This window comes from Acidovorax sp. 210-6 (assembly GCF_010020825.1).
GTDB lineage: Bacteria > Pseudomonadota > Gammaproteobacteria > Burkholderiales > Burkholderiaceae_C > Simplicispira > Simplicispira sedimenti.
Genome location: NZ_JAACJE010000001.1, coordinates 2,498,412 through 2,517,944, shown reverse-complemented (window position 1 = coordinate 2,517,944; position 19,533 = coordinate 2,498,412). Strand labels below are relative to the sequence as shown.

Below are 19,533 nucleotides of genomic sequence, written 5' to 3'. Positions count from 1 at the left end.
CCAGAGCCTGGACAGGCTCTCAGGGCATTGCCAACTGCTCGGTGCTGCGCTGCACGCGGAACTTGCCGTTCTGTTTCCCCTGGTACATGGCGGCATCGGCCAGCTTGAGCAGGCTGGCAGCGTCGTAGGCGTCCAGCGGCGCCAGTGCGTACCCAATGGTCAGGCCCACCTGCACTTTGGTGGACGACAGGGTGAAGGGGGCATGGAATGCATCCAGCAGCTTGTTCGCCAGGTCGTGTGCCTGTGCGGGGCTTTCCAATGCGCTGGCCACTACCACAAATTCGTCGCCCCCCAGGCGTGCCACTAGGTCGGTGGCGCGCACATGGCCTTGCAGGCGGCGGGCCACGGCAACCAGCAGTTCATCGCCCACATCGTGGCCGTGCTCGTCGTTAACGGGCTTGAAGCCGTCCAGGTCCAACAGGTACACGGCCAGTTGCTGCTCGTGGCAGCACAGCCGCAGGGCGTTGGACAGGGCTTCCTGCATGCCGCGGCGGTTGGGCAGGTTGGTCAGGGGGTCGGTGTGGGCCAGCCAGTGCAGGGTGTCGCGCTCGGTGCGGGCGTTTTCGGCGGCCAGGCGCAGGGCTTTGGAGCGCAGGCCCAGCACGCGCATGAACAGCAGCATGTCCAGCGTGGCGCCGAACTGGAAGGAATGCAGCGTCCAAAAGTTGACCGGCACCCAGCCCCGGATCACGCCAATCACCGTGGCCGTGGCCACGAAGTACACCAGCCAGGCCAGCAGCAGCGTGCCGCCCACCGCATCGCCCTGGCGCATGCGCGCCACGGCACCGGGAATGCCCATGAGTGCAGGCACCAGGCCCAGCACGCTGACGATGGCCGCCAGCACGCGGGTGTCGAACAGGTCGAGCGCAAAGGCCAGGGCCAGCAGCGCCGTGCCCGCGGCGCCCCAGCGCATGGCGCGCATCAGCCGGTTGCGTGGGTTGCCCGCCGCCAGGGCCTGGCCTATGAACAAGAAAGAGCCGCAGGTCGCCATCAGGGCCGACATGCCGCTGGCGTGCTGCTCGAACCAGGGCAGGCCGACCCACAGGTACTGCGCCCCCACGCCAAAGAAATGCAGCGAGAACAGCAGGCTGCCCGAAATCAGCAAGGTGTACTGAAGGAACAGCACCTCGCGCTGGTTGACCCACTGCGCCAGGCTGTAGATCCACAGGCACAGCGCCAGACCTGTGAGCAGGCCTTGCAGCATCTGTTCGCGCAAAGCGTGTTCGGCGTGCATGGCCGGGGGGGACAGGCGCAGCGGCAGCACCATGGCGCCCTGGGTCTGCACGCGCAGCAGCAGCTCGTAGGCCACGCCGGGTTGCAGATCCAGCTCCACCGCGTGCGAGCGGGTGGGCAGCGGGCGCTGTGCAAAGGGCACATGGCTGCCCAGCGCGGCCTGCTGCACGATGCGGCCGCCGCTGGCCAGCACCAGGTCGATGCGTTGCAGCGGCGCGTAGTCGATGTCCAGCACCCAGCGGCCAGGGGCACTGGTCGCCAGCTCCAGCGGCAGGCGCAGCCAGACGGGCTCCGCGCGCACGCCCAGCGTGCCCTGGGTGGGCGGCATGGGGCCAAAGGCGGGGCCACCCTGCAGCAGCTCCTGTGCGGTGTAGCGTTGCTCGGGGTCGGGCAGCATCTGCAGGGACTGCCACAGTCCGGCGGCAGGCTGCTGGGCCTGCAATTGCAGCGGCGCGGGTTGCGCCTGTACGTTGGCGCAACCCAGCCACAGCGCCAGCAACGCGGCCACGCGCCACAGCCCGCCGCGCAGGGGCTGCGCTGCAAGGGTCAGGAACCAGGGCACAAACGCGCGTGTCATGGGCGGGGCAGCGGGGGCAAGGGTGGCACGGCCGAAAGGAGTGTGCACCCCGCAGGGGCACACGAATGTGACAAAGTGTAGGCCAAATGCCGTTGGGGCACAGGCCGCAGGGGCAGCGCGCACCGCGAGGGGCGCGGACAGACGCTCAGTCGTGCGTGATGGAGGCCAGGTTGCGCAGCGCGGCTTCGACGGCGGCAGCGGTGACCAGGGGCTTTTCCATGGGGAAGAGGTGGGTGCCGTCCAGCATCATCATCCGCCCCTGGGTCACGCGCTCGGTCAGGCCCATGCCGGCCTGGCGCATTTCCACCGAGGCACGCCCTCCGATGAAGGCGGCCGGGCAGCGCAGGGGGTGCTTGCGCAGCAGGCTGCCCAGGTGGTGTGGCATGGTGTTGTAGATGGCGCTTTCCACCGCGCGGTCGAAGGCGAGCACGCGGCGGTCATCCTCGTCGTACAGGCCATGGGTCACGTAGTCGCGCAGCACCTGTGGGTCCCAGCGGGCAAAGGCTTTTTTCTTGCGGAAATGCTCGTAGGCCTCTTCGGTGCTGTGCCAGCTGTTGCGGCGCATGCGGCTCACGCGGGCGGGTGAGATGGCGCCGATCACCTGCGTGCGCTTGGCGGCACCCACGGTGGTGGCGCGCCAGCCGCCCAGCAGCGGGGAGTCCAGCATCAGCACGCCGCGCGCCAGCTCGGGGTGGCGGGCGGCGGCCATGACGCTGAGGATGCCGCCCAGCGAATGGCCCACCAGGTACACCGGGCCGCCCGATGTGCGCACCCGCTCGGCGGCAAACTCGGCCAGTTGCTCCACCAGGTGCGGCCAGTTGTCGGTGACGGGAAAGCGCGGGTCGTGGCCGAAGCGGTCCACCGCGCTTACCTCAAAGCCGCGCGCGCGCAGGTGCTCAAACAGGACGCTGTAGGTGCCCGACGGAAAGCTGTTGCCGTGGGAAAAGACGATGCGGTTCATTCTGAGAGAGGTTCTAGACCAGCTTGTCCTGCGGGGTCGATATCTTCTTGAGCGGCTTGCACTGCGCGTGCGGCACCACGATCGGCACCTCGGTCGCGCCGCCGCTCCAGTTGGGGCTTTCGATGCTGTCGAACACCTGGCGCAGCTTTTCCCCCCAGCGCTCGCGCAGCATGGTGAAGTAGGGGTTGTCGGTGCCGATGCACACGATCTTGTCTGAGGTGAAACGGTCCACCTCGTACAGCACCAGATCCAGCGGCAGGCCCACCGAGAGGTTGGACTTGAGCGTGCTGTCCATGGATACCAGCGCGCACTTGGCGGCTTCGTCCAGCGGGGTGTCGGGGGTGATCACGCGGTCGAGCACGGGCTTGCCGTATTTGGATTCGCCGACCTGGAAGTAGGGCGTCTCGGACGTGGCCTCAATGAAATTGCCCGCCGAATACACCTGGAACAGACGCATGCCCTCGCCCCGGATCTGGCCGCCAAAGATCAGCGACACATTGAAGTCCAGCCCAGAGCGCTTGAGCGATGCGCCATCGCGCTCGTGCACATGGCGCACCGCTGCACCCAAGACGCGGGCGGCGTCGAACATGCTGCGCGCGTTCCAGATGGTGGTGGGCTCGCCGTCGTGCTCGTCCTTGATCTGCGTGGTTTGCAGAATCTCGCGCACCGACTGCGAAATGCTCAGGTTGCCCGCCGACAGCAGCACCATGAAGCGATCGTCCGGCTTCTCGTACACCATCATCTTGCGGAACGAGCTGATCTGGTCCAGCCCGGCATTGGTGCGCGAATCGGACAGGAACACCAGCCCAGCGTGGAGTTTGATGGCGACGCAGTACGTCATGGCAATAAAGCGGCAGAGGGAAAACCCGCAAGTGTAGTGCGGCCCCACCCCGTGCTGTGCCGCAGCGCGTGCGTGCGTCAGCAGGCTGCCCCTGGGGCAGAACACAGGGGGCGGCCGCTCACCCTGCGGCCAGGGGGTTGGGCACGGCCTGCGGCGGTTTGAACAGGGTGACGCGGTTGCGCCCGGCCGCCTTGGCCTCGTACATGGCCAGGTCGGCCTGGTGCTGGATGTCCTGCATGCTTTGCTCGGCCATGCCCCCAAGGGCCACGCCAATGCTGGCACTGATGGACAGGCGCAGCCCCTGGGCCTCGGGCTGGGCCGCCTCGATGGCGCGGCGCAGCGCCTCGGCCAGCACCAGGGCGCCCTGGGCATCGGTATCGGGCAGCAGCACCGCAAACTCCTCGCCCCCAATGCGCCCGGCCAGATCCGACTGGCGCACGCTCTGTGCAATCAGGCGCCCCACACACTGCAACACCACATCGCCCGTGGCATGGCCGTGCTGGTCGTTGATGGCCTTGAAGTGGTCCAGATCGATGAACAGCACTGCAAACGGTGAGCGCTTGCGCCGCGTGGCAAGCAAGAACTGATCGCAGCGCTCGTATTAGGCACGGGCATTGAGCAGCCCGGTCAGCACGTCGGTGGACGCCATGGCACGCAGGCGCTCCTTGGACTCCTGCAGCCGGTGGTAGAACGACATGGAGCGCGCCCGGTACCCATGGAACAAGAAGGCCAGCAAGCCCATGGCCATGACCGCATCGACCAGCTCGGTGCCCGAGTAGGGCGCCACAAAGCGCGAGGGCGAAGGCGCTTGCTCCACCCACAACAGCGCCCCCAGAAAGAAACCCACCGCCCCGATCACGGCCAGGATCAGCACGATCAGGAACTTGTATTGGAATTCGAGGTATTCCTCGCGCTCCTGAAACTGGGCGGCACCAAAAATGAACTGCTTGAAAGGCGACATGGCGTGAATCCTCGCGCGCGCGGCGGCGTGGGGCGGGTTTGTAAGCGCATGTTAGCGCCCGTCGCGTTCGGCTCGCGCAAATGCTATTAAAAAGATAGCTGCTTACGCAATATTTATAAGCTCTGAGGCCGTATTAGGCTCTAACTTTCTTCCCAGAACGCCTCGATCAGCCCGCCCTGGGCATCCACCAGCCACCACTCGATCACCCCATCGCGTGGCCCCACGCCCAGCACCCCCAGCAGCCCGCGCGGCGCAGACCGGCGCGGGCAACGCCAGAGCTGGTCGCCCGGCTGCATCAACAGCAGCACACCGGCGCGGATGGATGGGGGAACCTCGGGGCTGTGCACATCGACCAGGCGGTCTTCACCGTCGCCGATGTCTGTGGGGGTGGCGGGGATGGGGCGCATGGCGGCTCCGGAGTAGGGTGAGATGCAGCACCGCAGATGGGTGCGCGCATGTCGTCCATACCTTACCAGGGCAACGGCTCCCCCGTGTAAGAAAAAAAGCCGCCCGACTCGGACGGAGTGAGTCGGTCCAGCACGCGCAGCATGTCGGCTGCGGCCTCGTGGGGCGCGCGGCCGATGTGCGCGCCCCGGAAGGGCTGGGACAGCGCGGTGTTCACCGTACCGGGGTGCAGGCTGATCAGCACCGCCTGCGGGTGGCTGCGGGCCACTTCGATGGCGGCGGTTTTCACCAGCATGTTGAGCGCGGCCTTGGACGCGCGGTAGCTGTACCAGCCACCCAGGCGGTTGTCGCCAATACTGCCCACCTTGGCCGAGAGCAGCGCCAGCACCCCGCGCTGGCGGTCCAGCAGCGGCACGAAGTGGCGTAGCACCAGCGCCGGGCCCAGGGTGTTGGCGCGCAGGGTGGCTTCGAGCTGGGCGTAGTTCAGGTCGCCTAGCTTTTTTTCGGGCATGAAGCCGGGGCCGTGCAACACGCCTGCCGCGTGGATGATGAGGTGGAACGTGCCACCTGCACGCAGGGCGTCGGCTGCCTGGCCGATGCTGGCCTCATCGTCCATGTCCAGGCGCGGCTGGGATCGGCGGTGCAGGCCCACCACCTCGGCGCAGCGGGGGTGGGCGCGCAGGGCCTGCACAAAGGCCTGGCCGATGCCGCCACTGGCGCCGATGACCAGGGCGCGAAAGCCGAGGGGGAAGGAATCCAGCGTCAAGGCAGTGGTCAAGGAGTGGTCTCGCTGTCCAGCGCGTGGGCCAGCAAGTCCTCCAGTGCCAGCACCTGCAAGGCGCTGTGGTGGGTGCTGCGCAGGAAGATCGGCGGCGCGACATGGGCCAGCAAGGCTTCGCGCCAGCGCTGCACGCACAGGCACCAGCGGTCGCCGGGCTTGAGGCCTGCGAAGCGGTACTCCGGGCGCGGGGTCGTCAGGTTGTTGCCACGCGCGAGGGAGAAGTCCAGGAACGCCTGGGTCATCTGGGCGCAGACCACGTGCCTGCCGTGGTCCACGTCATGCGTGGAGCAGCAGCCATCGCGGAAGAATCCGGTCAACGGATCGTAGGAGCAGGGCACCAGGGGAGTGCCCAAGACGTTGAGATCGGCCATGGCGGTGGGAAAGGGATGGCGTTGATGCGCCATTGTGGGCAAATCACCCGCTGGCGCAGACCTGGCTGCGCCATACACCCTGCGCCATGACGGGCTTTGCTGCGCCACGAGTCAGCGTGGCAGCAAACCCTTGAGCTGGTACAGCGCATCCAGCGCCTCGCGCGGACTTAGCTGGTCGGGTTGGATGGCTGCCAGGGCGGCTTCGACCGGGCTGGCGGCTGTCAGCTCGGGTTCGGGCGGGGGGGCGAACAGGTCCACCTGTAGTTCGCCTTCGTCGGCGCGTTCTTCCAGCGCGGTCAGGGTGTGGCGGGCGTGATGCAGCACGGGGGCGGGCATGCCGGCCAATTTGGCCACCTGGATGCCGTAGCTGCGGCTGGCCGGGCCGCTTTGGATTTCGTGCAGGAACACGATGTCGGATCCGCTTTCGGCCGCACTCACGTGCATGTTGACGGCGTGGCGCGCCTTGGCGGGCAGCTCGGTCAGTTCGAAATAGTGCGTGGCGAACAGCGTGAAGGCCTTGGTCTTGTCATGCAGGTGCGTGGCGATACCGCTGGCCAGGGCCAGGCCGTCGAAGGTGCTGGTGCCCCGGCCGATCTCGTCCATCAGCACCAGGCTGTGCGGCGTGGCGGCGTGCAGGATCTGCGCGGCCTCCACCATCTCCAGCATAAATGTGGATTGCGCGTTGGCCAGGTCGTCCGCCGCGCCGATGCGCGTGTGGATGGCGTCGATGGGGCCCAGGCGGCAATTCGTAGCCGGCACATGGCTGCCCATGCTGGCCAGCAGCACGATGAGCGCCACCTGGCGCATGTAGGTCGATTTGCCGCCCATGTTGGGACCGGTGATGACCTGCATGCGCGTGTTGGCGTTCAGGCGCGTGTGGTTGGGGATGAAGGCGCCGCTCGACGTTTCTGCCAGGCGCGCCTCCACCACGGGGTGGCGGCCGGCTTCGATCTCGATGCAGGGCTCGTTCACGAACTGCGGCGCGCACCAACCCAGAGTGAGTGAGCGTTCGGCCAGACAGCACAGCACGTCCAGCGTCGCCAGAGCCTGGGCCAGCCGGGTGAGCTGCGGCACATGGGGCTGGAGCTGGTCCAGCACCTGTTCGTACAGCCATTTCTCGCGTTGCAGCGCGCGCTCCTGCGCGGACAGGGCTTTGTCCTCGAAGGCCTTGAGTTCAGGGGTGATGAAGCGCTCGGCGTTCTTCAGCGTCTGGCGGCGGCGGTAGTCGTCGGGCACCTTGTCGAGGTGGCTGCCCGTGACCTCGATGTAGAAGCCGTGCACCTTGTTGAATTGCACGCGCAAATTCGGAATGCCGGTGCGCGCTTTCTCGCGCGTTTCCAGGTCGAGCAGGAAGGCGTCGCAGTGGGTCTGGATGGCGCGCAGCTCGTCCAGCTCCGCATCGAACCCGCTGGCGATCACGCCGCCGTCGCGCACCAGGGCAGCGGGTTCTTCGGCAATGCTTGTGGCCAGCAGTTGGGTGCATTCGGCGGGTGGCTGCAGGGCGCTGAAAATTTGGGCCAAATAGGGCTCTGGCGCCCGTCCATTCTGCGCGAGCAGCTCTGATTTTTGTAGCGTTCTGCACAGCGCCACCAGTTCGCGCGGGCGCACCTGGCGCAAGGCCACGCGGGCGGTGATGCGCTCCACGTCGCTCACCCCCTTGAGCTGTTCGCGCAGCGCCTGCCAGGGCGCCTGGGTGGCACTGGCGTCGCCGCGCAGGGCGGTGGTGGCGGCCAGGCGTTGGCGGGCCTCGTGGCGGTCGCGCTGGGGTTCGAGCAGCCAGGTGCGCAGCAGGCGGCTGCCCATGCCGGTCATGCAGGTGTCCAGCAGCGACAGCAGCGTGGGGCTGTCTTCGCCGCGCAGGGTCTTGACGAGTTCAAGGTTGCGGCGCGTGCTGGCGGGCAGGGCTATGAGCTCATCGTCGCGCTGCACGCGCACGCTGTGGATGTGCGAGAGCTGGCGGCCCTGGGTGTGTTCGGCGTATTGCAGCAGGGCGGCGGCGGCAGCATGGGCCAGGGGCAGGTCTTGTGCGTCCCAGGCCTGCAGCGTGGCGGCGCCCAGGTGCTCCAGCAGCTTGCGTTCGCCCAGCGGTGGGTCGAACTGCCAGTCGGGGCGCGGCGCCAGGGGGCAGCTGACACTGCCTGTCTGGCGCAGCGCCTGCAATTGCTGTTCAAAGCGCTGCGTGCAGCCTGCGCTGTAGATCAGTTCGCTGGGCGCCACGCGCGCCAGCCAGCCGCCCAGCGCGTCCAGCGCGCATTCGGCCAGGAACACGCGCCCCTGCGTCACGCTGAGCCAGGCCAGGCCGCAGCGTGCGCGTGGCCCCTGGTGCACGGCCAGCAGCAGGGCCTCGGCCTTGTCGGAGAGCAGCTCGCTGTCGGTCAGCGTGCCGGGCGTGACCACGCGCACCACCTTGCGCTCCACCGGGCCCTTGGCCGTGGCCACGTCGCCCACCTGCTCGGCAATGGCCACCGATTCGCCCAGCTTGATGAGCCGCGCGAGGTAGGCTTCCAGCGCATGGAAGGGCACGCCCGCCATCACCACAGGTTGCCCGGCCGACTGGCCGCGCTGCGTGAGCGTGATGTCCAGCAGCCGCGCGGCCTTCTCGGCGTCCTGCCAAAACAGCTCATAGAAGTCGCCCATGCGGTAGAGCAGCAGCGTGTCGGGGTACCCGGCCTTGAGGGCGAGGTACTGCTGCATCATGGGGGTGTGCTGTTCTATGCCTGCAGGCAGCGGCGGCGTGGCGTGGTCCGTCATGTTTCCTGCTGGGCGATGGTTTCCAGTTGCTCGCGCTGGCGCACGATGATGCCGCGCTGGGCCATGCGGATGACGCCTTCGCGCTCCATGGATTTGAGCTCCACATTCACGCGCTGGCGTGAGCAGCCCAGCAGTTGGGCCAGCTCGTCCTGCACCAGCACGATGCCCAGCGGGACTTCATCGCCCGGTGGCACATGGCGCGGGCCGAAGCGACGCATGAGGTGCAGCAGATGCTTGGCCAGCCGCGCGCGCAGGGGCAGGGTGGCCATGTCTTCCATCATCCAGTACAGAAAGCGCATGCGCCGCGCCTGCAGCGTGAGCAGGGCTTCGCCAAATTCGGTGTGGTCGTGCAGCAGTTGGCGAAACACGGCCTCGGCCACGCCCAGCACGGTGGTGCGGCCATGGGCGTGCGCGTCGTAGGTGTTGGGGCCGCTGTGCAGCACCTCGGCCTCTCCCACCCAGATGCCGGGTTCTACGTAGGCCAAGGTCACCAGCTTGCCCGCCGGGGACGTGCGCCGAAAGCGGATGGCCCCGCTGGCGCAGGCAAACCAGTGCTGTGCGAGTTCGCCTTGCTCCACAATGAGGTCGCCATGTGCGTAGCGCGTGACGGTGCCCAGGCGAAAGATGTCGTGCCGCAGCGAAGGGCTCAGGGCCGAGAACCAGCGTCCCCGGTCAATGGCGGCGCGTTCCTCGGGTGTCAGAAAGGGCTGTTGTGGGTTGCGATCGGTGCCGTGGTGCATGGGCGCTGACAGAATGTCGGGGGCGTGGTGGCGGGCTGCGGGCAAGGCCCCTGGCGGCGGCATGGGTTACCGTTGCGCTGCATTCTAATGGCGTGGTATCCCGGTAGCGGCGCGACTTTGGTCGCACTGGGGACCGTGGGTGCAGGCATGCGGGTTTTCCCCGAATATGTATCAGGGTTCGCGCAAGATGGTTACGTTTTGTCATACTAGGCCCATCGCTGCACCCGAGGGCGTTTTTCTTCCACCAAAGGCTACTGCGTGACCGCTACCCCGTCCGTGCTTCAGTCCCTTGCTCCGGTTGCCGATCACACCGCGCTGCTGGCGGTGCAATCGAGCCTGCAGTCCATGCTGGATGCTGTGCCCGTGGCGCTGTTGGGGTTCCACCAGCATGGCTCGGAGCTGCGCCTGATCTCCGCCAACGCTGCGGCGCGCCGCCTGGAGGGGCTGCGCTCGGTGCGCAACCCTGGGGCCTCGGCCGCCAATGTGTTTGTGCTGCTGTCGGGCACGCACCTGCAGGAGCAGTTGGCCGCCGTGGTGCGCACCGGGGATCCGCTGGAATGCCGCCATGTGCTGCGTGAACAAGGCCGTTTGGTGCTGGCCTGGAAGATCCATGCCCACCGCACGGGCATTGGCAGCATTCTGGTCACCGTGCAGGACCTGACCGAACTGGAAACCCTGCGTGCACGGCAGGAGCAGGCGGACGCCCTGCTCGAGGATGTGCGGCGCGAGCAGCACGAACAAACCGAGGTGTACAGCTCCATGGAGGGGTTGGCACGCACCGGTCATTGGCGCCGCATCTGGGATGAGGGCGAGACCGTGCTGCTGTGGTCCAGCGGCCTTTGCGATATCGCCGGGTTCGAGCGCCAGGAGTGGATCAGTACCGAGCGTGCGCTCAGCGGCATCCTGCCCGAGGACATGGACACCTTCATCCAGGCCAGCAAGGCCGGCGATGGGCGCGACTTCGAATACCGCTGGCGGCGCCCCGATGGTGAGGTGCGCTGGATGCGCTCGCGCGTGAGCAGTCCTTCGCGCTTCGACGGTGTGCTCATGGAAATGGGCGTGGTGCAGGACGTGACCGAGGAGCATCGCGCCGCCGAGCAGCTGCGCGAGCAGCTCGACTTCATCCAACGCATTGCCAACAACATTCCGGGCTTCATTTACCAATGTCGCATCCAGCCCGACGGCAAGCCCAGCCTGCCCTATGTGAGCGAGGCGGTGGAGGGCATGATGGGGGTGTCCGACCATATCGTTCGCCAGGACATCCAGACACTGGAGCGCAATGTGCTGCCCGAGGATTTGCCCCTGCTGCGCCGGGCCATCCGCCGTGCGGTGCGCACGCTCAAACCCTGGCATTGCGAGTACCGCGTGCTGGGGGCGGATGGCAGCGTACGCTGGCACATGACCAGCGCGGCCCTGCAGGCCGAACCCGATGGCGCGGTGCTCATGCACGGCTACACGCTCGATGTGACCGACCGCAAGCGCGCAGCCCAGGAGATCGAACGCCTGGCGTTCTACGACGCCCTCACGTCCCTGCCCAACCGCCGCCTGCTGCTGGACCGCCTGCAACGCCTGCTGCTCAGCGGCCAGCGCACGCGCCAGCACGGCGCGCTGCTGTTCATCGACCTGGACAACTTCAAAGACCTCAACGACACCCTGGGCCACGACATGGGCGACCAGCTCCTGATCCAGGTCGCCACCCGCCTCTCGGCCAGCGTGCGCGAATGCGACACCGTTGCACGCTTTGGCGGCGACGAATTCGTCGTCCTGCTCGAAGGCCTGGACCAGGATGCCCAGGCCGCCAGCCGCCAGGCCGAAGCCGTCGCGCGCAAACTCCTCATGGCGCTGAACCAACCCTTCGAACTGGCCGGCCAGCAACACTACAGCACCCCCAGCATCGGCCTGACCCTCTTTGGCCCCGAACGCCAAAGCGTGGACGAACTGCTCAAACGCGCAGACCTGGCCATGTACGAAGCCAAAGCCGCCGGGCGCAACACCCACCGCTTCTTCGACCCCGGCATGCAGCAAGCCCTGCACGAACGCTCCAGCCTGGAAGCCGACCTGCGCCAGGGCCTCTCGCGCGGCGACCTCTACGTGCACTACCAACCCGTCGTGGACTACCAAGGCCACGTCAAAGGCGCAGAAGCCCTGGCCCGCTGGAACCACCCCGAGCGCGGCCTCATCAACCCCGCCGAATTCATCCCCCTGGCCGAACAGACCGGCCTCATCCTGCCCCTGGGCAGGCACATCCTGCACACCGCGTGCGAACAACTCGTACGCTGGAGCCGCCAACAGGAAACCGCCCACCTGAGCGTCGCCGTCAACGTCAGCGCGCGGCAATTTCGGCACAGCGGCTTTGCCGCCGAAGTCCTGCAAACCCTGCGCGAAACCGGCGCCAACCCCCGGCGCCTCAAACTCGAACTGACCGAAAGCCTGCTGCTGGGCGACATCGAAGACACCATCGAACGCATGGTGCAACTCAAACGCGAAGGCGTAGGGTTTGCGCTGGACGACTTCGGCACCGGGTACTCCAGCCTGGGATACCTCAAGCGCCTGCCGCTGGACCAGGTCAAGATCGACCGGGGCTTCGTGCGCGACGTACTGACCGACCCCAACGACGCGGCCATCGTGCGCACCATCCTGGCACTGGCGCAAAGCCTGGACCTGGACGTGGTGGCCGAAGGGGTGGAGACGGCGGGGCAGCTGGGCTTCTTGCGGCTGCATGGCTGCGAGCAGTTCCAGGGGTATCTGTTTGGGCGGCCTGGCCCCATTGAGGTGGTTGAGTCGCAGATGCGCACCAGCCTCTGAGCTGTGCTCTTTTTTGTACTGCCCCAGCACAGAACGTACCCATGTTGATGCAGGAAGCACCTCCCTCGCGTGGCCTGTGGGTTCGGGGCGTGTTGGTGGTCTTGGCCCTGTCCGTGCTGTCTGCCATGGTGGCGGTGGAGTGGCGTCATAGCCACCTGTTGAGCGCGCGAGAAGCAGATCGCGGCGCCGTGATCGACAGTCTGGCGAAATCACTGATCGAGCACACCACCCAGAGCGAGGTGCTGGGTGCGGCATCGGTCATGGGGCTGACGTCGCACTTGCTCAAGCAGGCCGCACTGGGGCAACTGGAGCGTGATGCGCCCTCCGTGCTGGCGCTGCTGGGTGCAGCGCGCGACCGGTTTGGCGCGCAGGGCGTGTACTTGTTGGCAGCCGATGGAACCATCGTTGCGCATGCCACGGCAGGGCCCTCATCTACCGGTCAGAACGTGGGGTTCCGGCCCTATTTCCAGCAGGCGCTTGCGGGGCGCAGCAACGTGTACGCGGCTGTGGGTGCTTTCAGCCACGAGCGCGGGCTGTATGTGGCCGCACCATTGCGCGCTGGAACCAGCAGCCCCTCTCCGGTGCTGGGTGTGATCATGGTCAAGCTGTCGCTGGCGCCCATCGATGCCATGCTTGCGCGTGCCGGCATGCCCGCACTGCTGCTGTCGCCGCAGGGCGTGGCGATCGCCAGCACGCGCGGCGAATGGCTTTATGCCATGACACCACCGCTGGAGCAGCAGCGCATCGACGGGATTGCTGCGCTCAGGCAGTTTGGGCGCCAGTTTGATAACGGCGTGGCGTCTGCGCTGCCGTTCGATGTGGGGCAACCGCAGGTGGTGATCGATGGCGCGGCGCACGCGTTGGAGCAACGCAGCCTTGATTGGCACGACCCGGCAGGCCCTTGGTCGCTGGTGCTGCTGGACGACGTGTCGGCCCTGCTGCCCTGGTCGGAGCGGATGCTCCTGGGGGGCTCCGCGGGGTTGCTGGTGTTGCTGCTCGGCTTGCTGGTGTTGGCGTTGCTGCGCAACCGCCAGCGCATGGCCGCCAGCCAGCAGCGCTTGCAGGTGCTTGGCGCAGCCCTGCAGAGCAGCCCCATGGCGGTGGTGGTGACTGACGCGAAGGGGTTCATCGAATGGGTGAACCCCGGTTTTGAGGCCATCACCGGCTACCGCCTGGAGGAGGTGCAGGGCTCCAAACCCGGCCTGCTGTCCAGCGGCAAGACGGAGGTGGAGACCTACAACGACATGTGGAGCCACCTAGTGTCTGGGCGGGCGTGGAAGGGGGCTTTCATCAACCGGCGCAAGGACGGCACCGAGTACCACGCAGAGGCCACCCTGACGCCCGTGCTCGACCGTTTTGGTGTGCGCATCGGGATGGTGGGCGTGCACCAGGACCTGAGCGAGCGCCTGCAGGAGCAGCAGGCACTGCAGCGCAGTGAGCAGCGCATGCGTGAGCTGCTGGAGCAACAGAAGGCGATTTTCGACAACGCTCCGCCGGTGTTGCTGACGGCCGATGGGGTGATTCGCTTGTTCAACCCGGCTTTTGCCGCGTTGGTGGGTGGCGCCGCGGAGCAAATGCAGGATGAACGTGTGAGTTCTCTGTTTGCCAGCCTGGAGGAGCATGCGGCCTTTGCGGCGCGTGTGGCGCCGCGACTGGTGGCGGGGGAGCAGGTGCGGGAGGACTGGACGCTGCGCCGGGTCGATGGATCACCGTTCGAGGCGCGTATTTCAGCCAGTCCGGTGCAGATCTCTGGTGCGACGCTGGCAGCGATGTGGGTCATCGAGGATGTCACCGAGGTGCACCGCGCGGAAGTCGCCATGCAGGAGGCCCGCGAGCGCCTGGAGTTGGCGCAGGAGGCAGGAAAGATCGGTGTGTTCGATGCGGACCTGCGAATAGGCCGCAGTGTCTGGATCAGCAAGCAGGCAGGCCACCAGGGCCTGCGCGAGCGGGTGTTTGATGACTGGCGCGCCGCCTGGGCCCAGCGGCTGGATGGCAGAGACCGTGAAGCTGCGTTGGCACGCCTGGATGTCGCCCTGCAGGGCAGCGAAACCCGGTTCAGCGACACCTGGCGCATGGTGCGTGCGGATGGCACCGTGCATTGGTATGAATGCTCGGCACGCATCCTGCGCGACGCCCAAGGCAAGGCCGAGCGCATGGTGGGCGTGAACGTGGACATCGACGCCTACAAGCAGCTGGAGGCGCGTGTGGCGGCGCAACTGCAGTTCCAGCAGGTGCTCATCGACACCATCTCCATCCCCATCGTGTACAAGGATGCGCAGGGCCGCTACCTGGGCTTCAACCGCGCCTACGAGGCCACGTTTGGCATTCGCCGCGAGGACTACCTGGGCAAGACCGTGCTGGACCGTGACTTCATCGAGCCTGACCAGCGCCAGTTGTTCCAGGACGATGTGCAAATGGCGCTCCAGGGCTCCGAGGCGGTGCATCGCGAGGTGGACTTGCCTTATGCCGATGGCGTGATCCACCGCACGCTGTATTGGTTGCAGCGTTTTGGCGAACCGGGCAGCGAGATGGAGGGCGTGATCGGCACCTTCGTGGACATCAGCGACCGCCAGCGCATCGAGCAGGATCTGCGCCGCGCCAAGGAACTGGCCGAGGAGGCCGCCACGCTCAAGTCCAATTTCCTGGCCAACATGAGCCACGAGATCCGCACGCCCATGAACGCCATCATCGGCATGTCGCACCTGGCGCTCAAGTCGGGCCTCACGCCACGCCAGCACGACTATGTGGCCAAGATCGAGCAGGCGGGGCAGCACCTGATGGGGGTCATCAACGACATCCTGGATTTCTCGCGCATCGAGGCGGGCAAGCTGCGCATCGAGTCCCACCCCTTTGTGCTGGACCAGGTACTGGCGGGCGTGGTCGATGTGGTCAGCCACAAGGCCACGGCCAAGGGGCTGGAGCTGATTTGCGATGTGGCCAGCAACGTGCCGCAAAACCTGGTGGGTGACGCGCTGCGCATTGGGCAAATCCTCATCAACTACGCCAACAACGCCGTCAAGTTCACCGAGCGCGGCGAGGTCGGCATCGTGGTGCGCATGGAGCAGGCGCAGGGGGACGATGTGACCCTGCGCCTGGAAGTGCGCGACACCGGCATTGGCCTGACCCCGCAGCAACAGGACAAGCTGTTCCAGAGCTTCCAGCAGGCCGATGCCTCCACCACGCGGCGCTACGGCGGCACGGGCCTGGGGCTGGCCATCTGCAAGAGCCTGGCTGAGCTGATGCATGGTGCGGTGGGTGTGCAAAGCACCCCGGGCGAGGGCTCCACCTTCTGGGTGCGGCTGCCGCTGCGCCGGGGGCGCCTGCGCGCGCGCTGCTGCCCGCCCCCGATCTGCAGGGCCTGCGCGTGCTGGTGGTGGACGACAACGCCCATGCCGCCACGGTGCTGGCTGAAATGCTGCGCTCCATGCGCTTCACGGTCGAGGCCGTGCACAGCGGGGCACAGGCACTGCAGGCACTGAACGCCGCCGTGCAGCGCGGCCAACCTTACGACTTGGTGGTGCTGGATTGGCAGATGCCCGGCATGGATGGCCTGGAGCTGGGGCGGCGCATTGGCGAGCTGAACCTGCCACAGTTGCCGCACCGCGTGATGGTCACCGCCTTTGGCCGCGAAGACGTGCTGCGCATGGCGCAGCACCAGGGCATTGAGGAAGTGCTGATCAAGCCCGTGAGCGCGTCGGTCATGTTCGACACGCTCATGCAGGTGCTGGGTCGCCCGCAGCTCGGTGGCAGCGCGTCCCTGGCGCAAGGGGATGATCCGCAGGCCCAATGTCCGGCGCTGGCGGGGGTGCGTCTGCTGGTGGCCGAGGACAACGAACTGAACCAGCAGGTCGCGCTGGAGCTGTTGCGCGAAACCGGGGCGCAGGTCGATCTGGTGTGCAACGGCGAAGAGGCCGTGGCGCTGGTGCGTCGTCACCGCTATGACCTGGTGCTCATGGACATGCAGATGCCCGTGCTGGACGGGCTGGAAGCCACGCGCCAGCTGCGTGCCCAGCCTGCGTTGGCGCAGCTGCCCATCGTCGCCATGACGGCCAACGCCATGGACGCTGACCGCCAGCGCTGCCTGGATGCGGGCATGAACGATCACCTGGCCAAGCCCGTGGTGCCCGAACGCCTCTGGGCCGTGCTGCAGCGCTGGTGCGGGGAGGGCGCTGTGGCGGCGGCGGGTGGTGCTCCAGAGGCGTGCCGCCAGACCGTGCCGTCAGAGCAGGGCGCCACCACGGTGCTGCCCGCGCCGCTGCCCGGCCTGGACCAGGGCGCAGGCCTGCGCAACGCACTGGGGCGTCCCGCCTTCTATGCCGAAGTGCTGCAGCGCTTTGCCGTGCACTATGCCGACGGCGCCCAGCGCATGGCCCAGGCGCTGGCCGAAGCGCGCCTGGACATTTTGCTGCGCGAGGCGCACACCCTGCGCGGCCTGGCGGGCACCATTGGCGCCACGGCGCTGCAGGATGCGGCTGCCCGGCTCGAAGAAGCCTTGCGCGGTCCACCGTCAGGCGATGTGCCCACCACGCAGTTGCTGCAGAACCTGAGCCAGGTGCTGGAGCCGCTGGTGCAGCATCTGCTGCAATGGGCGGCCGCGCACCCTGCGTTGGCACCGAGCGCCCCTCCGCGTTTGGGGGGACCGGTGATACCAGCTGCCGAAGGCGAAGCCCTGCACGCCGTGCAGGCCCTGCAGGCGCTGCTGCAGGCCGACGACCCTGCCGCCCGGCTGCACCTGCTGCACCATGCACCCTTGGTGCAGGAAGTGGTGGGGCCGCGCATGGCCGCGCTGCAGGCGCATGTCGAGCAGTTTGACTACGAATCCGCGCTGGGCCTCCTGACCGGGTGCCTGGAGCGTTTCCCGCAGGCCGCCACCCCACCGGGTGCAGCCTGCTCCACCGGGAGTCGCGATGCAACGAGACAGTCTTCCTGAAGGTGCCGCCCAAGGCGGCGGTCGCCAGATGCCCACCGTGCTGGTGGTGGATGACACGCCCGACAACCTGGCCATGATGGCCGAGCTGTTGGGCGAGCGCTACCGCGTGAAGGTGGCCAACAGCGGCGAGCGTGCCCTCAAGGCCATGCAGGCCGAGGCCTTGCCCGACCTGGTGCTGCTGGACATCATGATGCCCGGCATGGACGGCTACGAGGTCTGCCGCCGCCTCAAGGCCAGCGCCCTCACGCGCGATGTGCCGGTGATCTTTCTGACGGCGCGCAGCGACGTGCAGGACGAGCGCATGGGGCTGGAGCTGGGCGCGGTGGACTACATCACCAAGCCCATCAGCCCGCCCATTCTGCAGGCGCGCGTGCAGACCCACCTGGCGCTCAAGGCCACGGCCGACTTCCTGCGCAGCAAGAGCGACTACCTGGAGCGCGAGGTGGCCCTGCGCACCCTGGAGCTGCAGGCCATTCAGGACGTCACCATCATTGCCCTGGCGTCGCTGGCCGAAACACGCGATGCCGAGACCGGCAACCACATCCGGCGTACCCAGCTGTACGTGAAGGCGCTGGCCGAGCAATTGCGCAGGCACCCCCGGTTCGAGCAGGTGCTCACGGTGTCGATGATCGACCTGCTCTACAAATCCGCTCCATTGCACGACATCGGCAAGGTGGGCGTGCCCGACCATATCCTGCTCAAGCCAGGACGGCTGACTGCCGAGGAGTTCGAGGTGGCCAAGACGCATGCCGTCCTGGGGCGCAAGGCGATCGAGAGTGCCGAGCGACGCCTGGGCATGCGGGTGCGTTTTCTGGATGTGGCCAAGGACATGGCCTGCCACCACCATGAACACTGGGACGGCACCGGCTACCCCGCAGGGTTGTCGGGCGAGGCCATCCCCGTGGCGGCGCGCCTCATGGCGGTGGCCGATGTGTACGACGCCGTCATCAGCACCCGCGTGTACAAGCTGGCGGGTACGCACGAACAGGCCTGTGACGCCATCACGCGCGGGCGGGGCACGCAGTTCGATCCGCTGGTGGTCGATGCCTTCATCGAAATTGCCGAAGACCTGCGCGAGATCGCGCTCAAGTTCCCCGACCCCGCGCCGCAGTAGGCGGCGCGCACTGCGTTCGCGTCAGAGTGGCGCGTCTTCGCCTGCGTCGCCGGCCGGGGCTGCATCCGGTGCAGGGTTCTGAGCCTGGTCTTGCGCGTCGGCGTCGATCCCGGCCTGGCGCAGCGCAGCCTTTTCGCCGGCACTGGCAAATTTGCTGTATTTGCCCAGGATCTGCACCATCTGACCGTAGATGCGCGGCGTGCCGGCCAGGCATTCCTTCTGATCCATGAAGTCGGCCTCGCCCGTGAAGTTGCCGATCAGGCCACCGGCCTCGGTCACCAGCAGCGAGCCAGCGGCCACGTCCCAGCTCGACAGGCCGGTCTCGAAAAAGGCGTCGGTGTAGCCTGCTGCCACATAGGCCAGGTCCAGTGCAGCCGAGCCGGGGCGGCGCAGGCCTGCGGTGCGCTGCATCACGTCGCCCATCATGGCCAGGTAGTTCTTGAAGTTGTCGCCCGGGCGGAACGGGAAGCCCGTGGAGATCAGGCATTCCTTGAGCTGGGTGCGCTTGCTCACGCGGATGCGGCGCTCATTCAGGAACGCGCCACGACCCTTGGTGGCCGTGAACAGGTCGTTGCGCGAAGGGTCGTACACCACGGCTTGCTCGATCTTGCCCTTGAACGACAGGGCAATGCTCACGCAATAGACCGGAAAGCCGTGGATGAAATTGGTGGTGCCGTCCAGCGGGTCGATGATCCAGATGTAGTCGGAATTCTTGGCGCCATGCTGGCTGCCCGACTCCTCGGCCAGGATGCCGTGGCCGGGGTAAGCGGTCAGCAGGGTTTCGATGATGGCCTGTTCGCTCGCATGGTCCACCTCGGTCACAAAGTCGTTGATCTGCTTTTGCGAGATACGCACCGACTCCACGTCGAGCGCCGCGCGGTTGATGATGGCGCCAGCGGCGCGGGCGGCCTTGATGGCCACGTTGAGCATGGGGTGCAGATTGGACGACATAAATTGTGCGGGGTTGCGCGCCAGCATCGCTTGTGGCTGTGGCGCGGGGCCAGGAACGGGAAAATCGCTGCCGGGCGATGCGGGCAGCGACAATAAGCGTCTGATTTTACCC

The 19,533-nt window shown here is 67.0% G+C and carries 15 protein-coding genes; 4 read left to right on the top strand and 11 right to left on the bottom strand.

The features are described from left to right. Positions 1-19: 19 nt before the first annotated feature. The 10 genes from GWK50_RS11595 to GWK50_RS11550 form a co-directional block, all read right to left on the bottom strand. A complete protein-coding gene (locus GWK50_RS11595) occupies positions 20-1,810 on the bottom strand; it encodes a diguanylate cyclase (RefSeq protein ID WP_162016651.1) in 1,791 nt (596 codons plus the stop codon). A 145-nt stretch (positions 1,811-1,955) separates the two neighbouring features. Next, positions 1,956-2,771 (bottom strand): alpha/beta hydrolase, encoded by an 816-nt coding sequence (locus GWK50_RS11590; protein ID WP_162016650.1) that lies wholly within the window; start codon positions 2,769-2,771, stop codon positions 1,956-1,958. Between the two features lie 13 nt (positions 2,772-2,784). Continuing rightward, complete coding sequence (locus GWK50_RS11585) at positions 2,785-3,612, bottom strand: proteasome-type protease (RefSeq protein ID WP_162016649.1); 828 nt, start codon at positions 3,610-3,612, stop codon at positions 2,785-2,787. A gap of 118 nt (positions 3,613-3,730) precedes the next feature. Then, positions 3,731-4,192 (bottom strand): GGDEF domain-containing protein, encoded by a 462-nt coding sequence (locus GWK50_RS11580; RefSeq protein ID WP_162016648.1) that lies wholly within the window; start codon positions 4,190-4,192, stop codon positions 3,731-3,733. A 21-nt stretch (positions 4,193-4,213) separates the two neighbouring features. After that, positions 4,214-4,573 carry a hypothetical protein gene (locus tag GWK50_RS11575; protein WP_162016647.1) on the bottom strand — a complete coding sequence of 120 codons (360 nt, stop codon included), beginning with the start codon at positions 4,571-4,573 and terminating at the stop codon, positions 4,214-4,216. A 140-nt stretch (positions 4,574-4,713) separates the two neighbouring features. Continuing rightward, positions 4,714-4,980: a hypothetical protein gene (locus tag GWK50_RS11570; protein WP_162016646.1), complete on the bottom strand. Its 267-nt coding sequence runs from the start codon at positions 4,978-4,980 to the stop codon at positions 4,714-4,716. Positions 4,981-5,042: 62 nt separating this feature from the next. Continuing rightward, the gene (locus GWK50_RS11565) at positions 5,043-5,756 is read right to left on the bottom strand and encodes an SDR family NAD(P)-dependent oxidoreductase (RefSeq protein WP_242455361.1); all 714 of its coding nucleotides are present in this window, start codon (positions 5,754-5,756) and stop codon (positions 5,043-5,045) included. Further along, positions 5,753-6,130: a DUF2237 domain-containing protein gene (locus GWK50_RS11560; protein ID WP_162016645.1), complete on the bottom strand. Its 378-nt coding sequence runs from the start codon at positions 6,128-6,130 to the stop codon at positions 5,753-5,755. The genes GWK50_RS11565 and GWK50_RS11560 overlap by 4 nt, the downstream gene beginning before the upstream one ends. A gap of 111 nt (positions 6,131-6,241) precedes the next feature. Then, a complete protein-coding gene (gene mutS / locus GWK50_RS11555; protein WP_162016644.1) occupies positions 6,242-8,881 on the bottom strand; it encodes a DNA mismatch repair protein MutS in 2,640 nt (879 codons plus the stop codon). Continuing rightward, complete coding sequence (locus GWK50_RS11550) at positions 8,878-9,621, bottom strand: Crp/Fnr family transcriptional regulator (protein ID WP_162018095.1); 744 nt, start codon at positions 9,619-9,621, stop codon at positions 8,878-8,880. Before GWK50_RS11550 ends, mutS begins: the two co-directional genes overlap by 4 nt. A gap of 345 nt (positions 9,622-9,966) precedes the next feature. Between GWK50_RS11550 and GWK50_RS11545 the strand changes: the two genes are divergently transcribed. From GWK50_RS11545 to GWK50_RS11535, 4 genes are read left to right on the top strand one after another with little or no spacing between them, the layout of a single operon-like run. Next, the gene (locus tag GWK50_RS11545; RefSeq protein ID WP_162018094.1) at positions 9,967-12,426 is read left to right on the top strand and encodes a bifunctional diguanylate cyclase/phosphodiesterase; all 2,460 of its coding nucleotides are present in this window, start codon (positions 9,967-9,969) and stop codon (positions 12,424-12,426) included. 41 nt (positions 12,427-12,467) lie between these two features. Further along, a complete protein-coding gene (locus GWK50_RS11540; RefSeq protein ID WP_242455360.1) occupies positions 12,468-15,905 on the top strand; it encodes a PAS domain S-box protein in 3,438 nt (1,145 codons plus the stop codon). Continuing rightward, a complete protein-coding gene (locus GWK50_RS19890; protein WP_242455359.1) occupies positions 15,791-17,356 on the top strand; it encodes a response regulator in 1,566 nt (521 codons plus the stop codon). Before GWK50_RS11540 ends, GWK50_RS19890 begins: the two co-directional genes overlap by 115 nt. Next, the gene (locus GWK50_RS11535; RefSeq protein ID WP_162016643.1) at positions 17,334-18,470 is read left to right on the top strand and encodes a two-component system response regulator; all 1,137 of its coding nucleotides are present in this window, start codon (positions 17,334-17,336) and stop codon (positions 18,468-18,470) included. Before GWK50_RS19890 ends, GWK50_RS11535 begins: the two co-directional genes overlap by 23 nt. 21 nt (positions 18,471-18,491) lie before the next feature. On the opposite strand, the gene GWK50_RS11530 is transcribed toward GWK50_RS11535, so the two are convergent. Continuing rightward, entirely contained in the window at positions 18,492-19,421 is a 930-nt protein-coding gene (locus GWK50_RS11530) for an inositol monophosphatase family protein (RefSeq protein ID WP_162016642.1), read from the bottom strand. Positions 19,422-19,533: the final 112 nt, after the last annotated feature.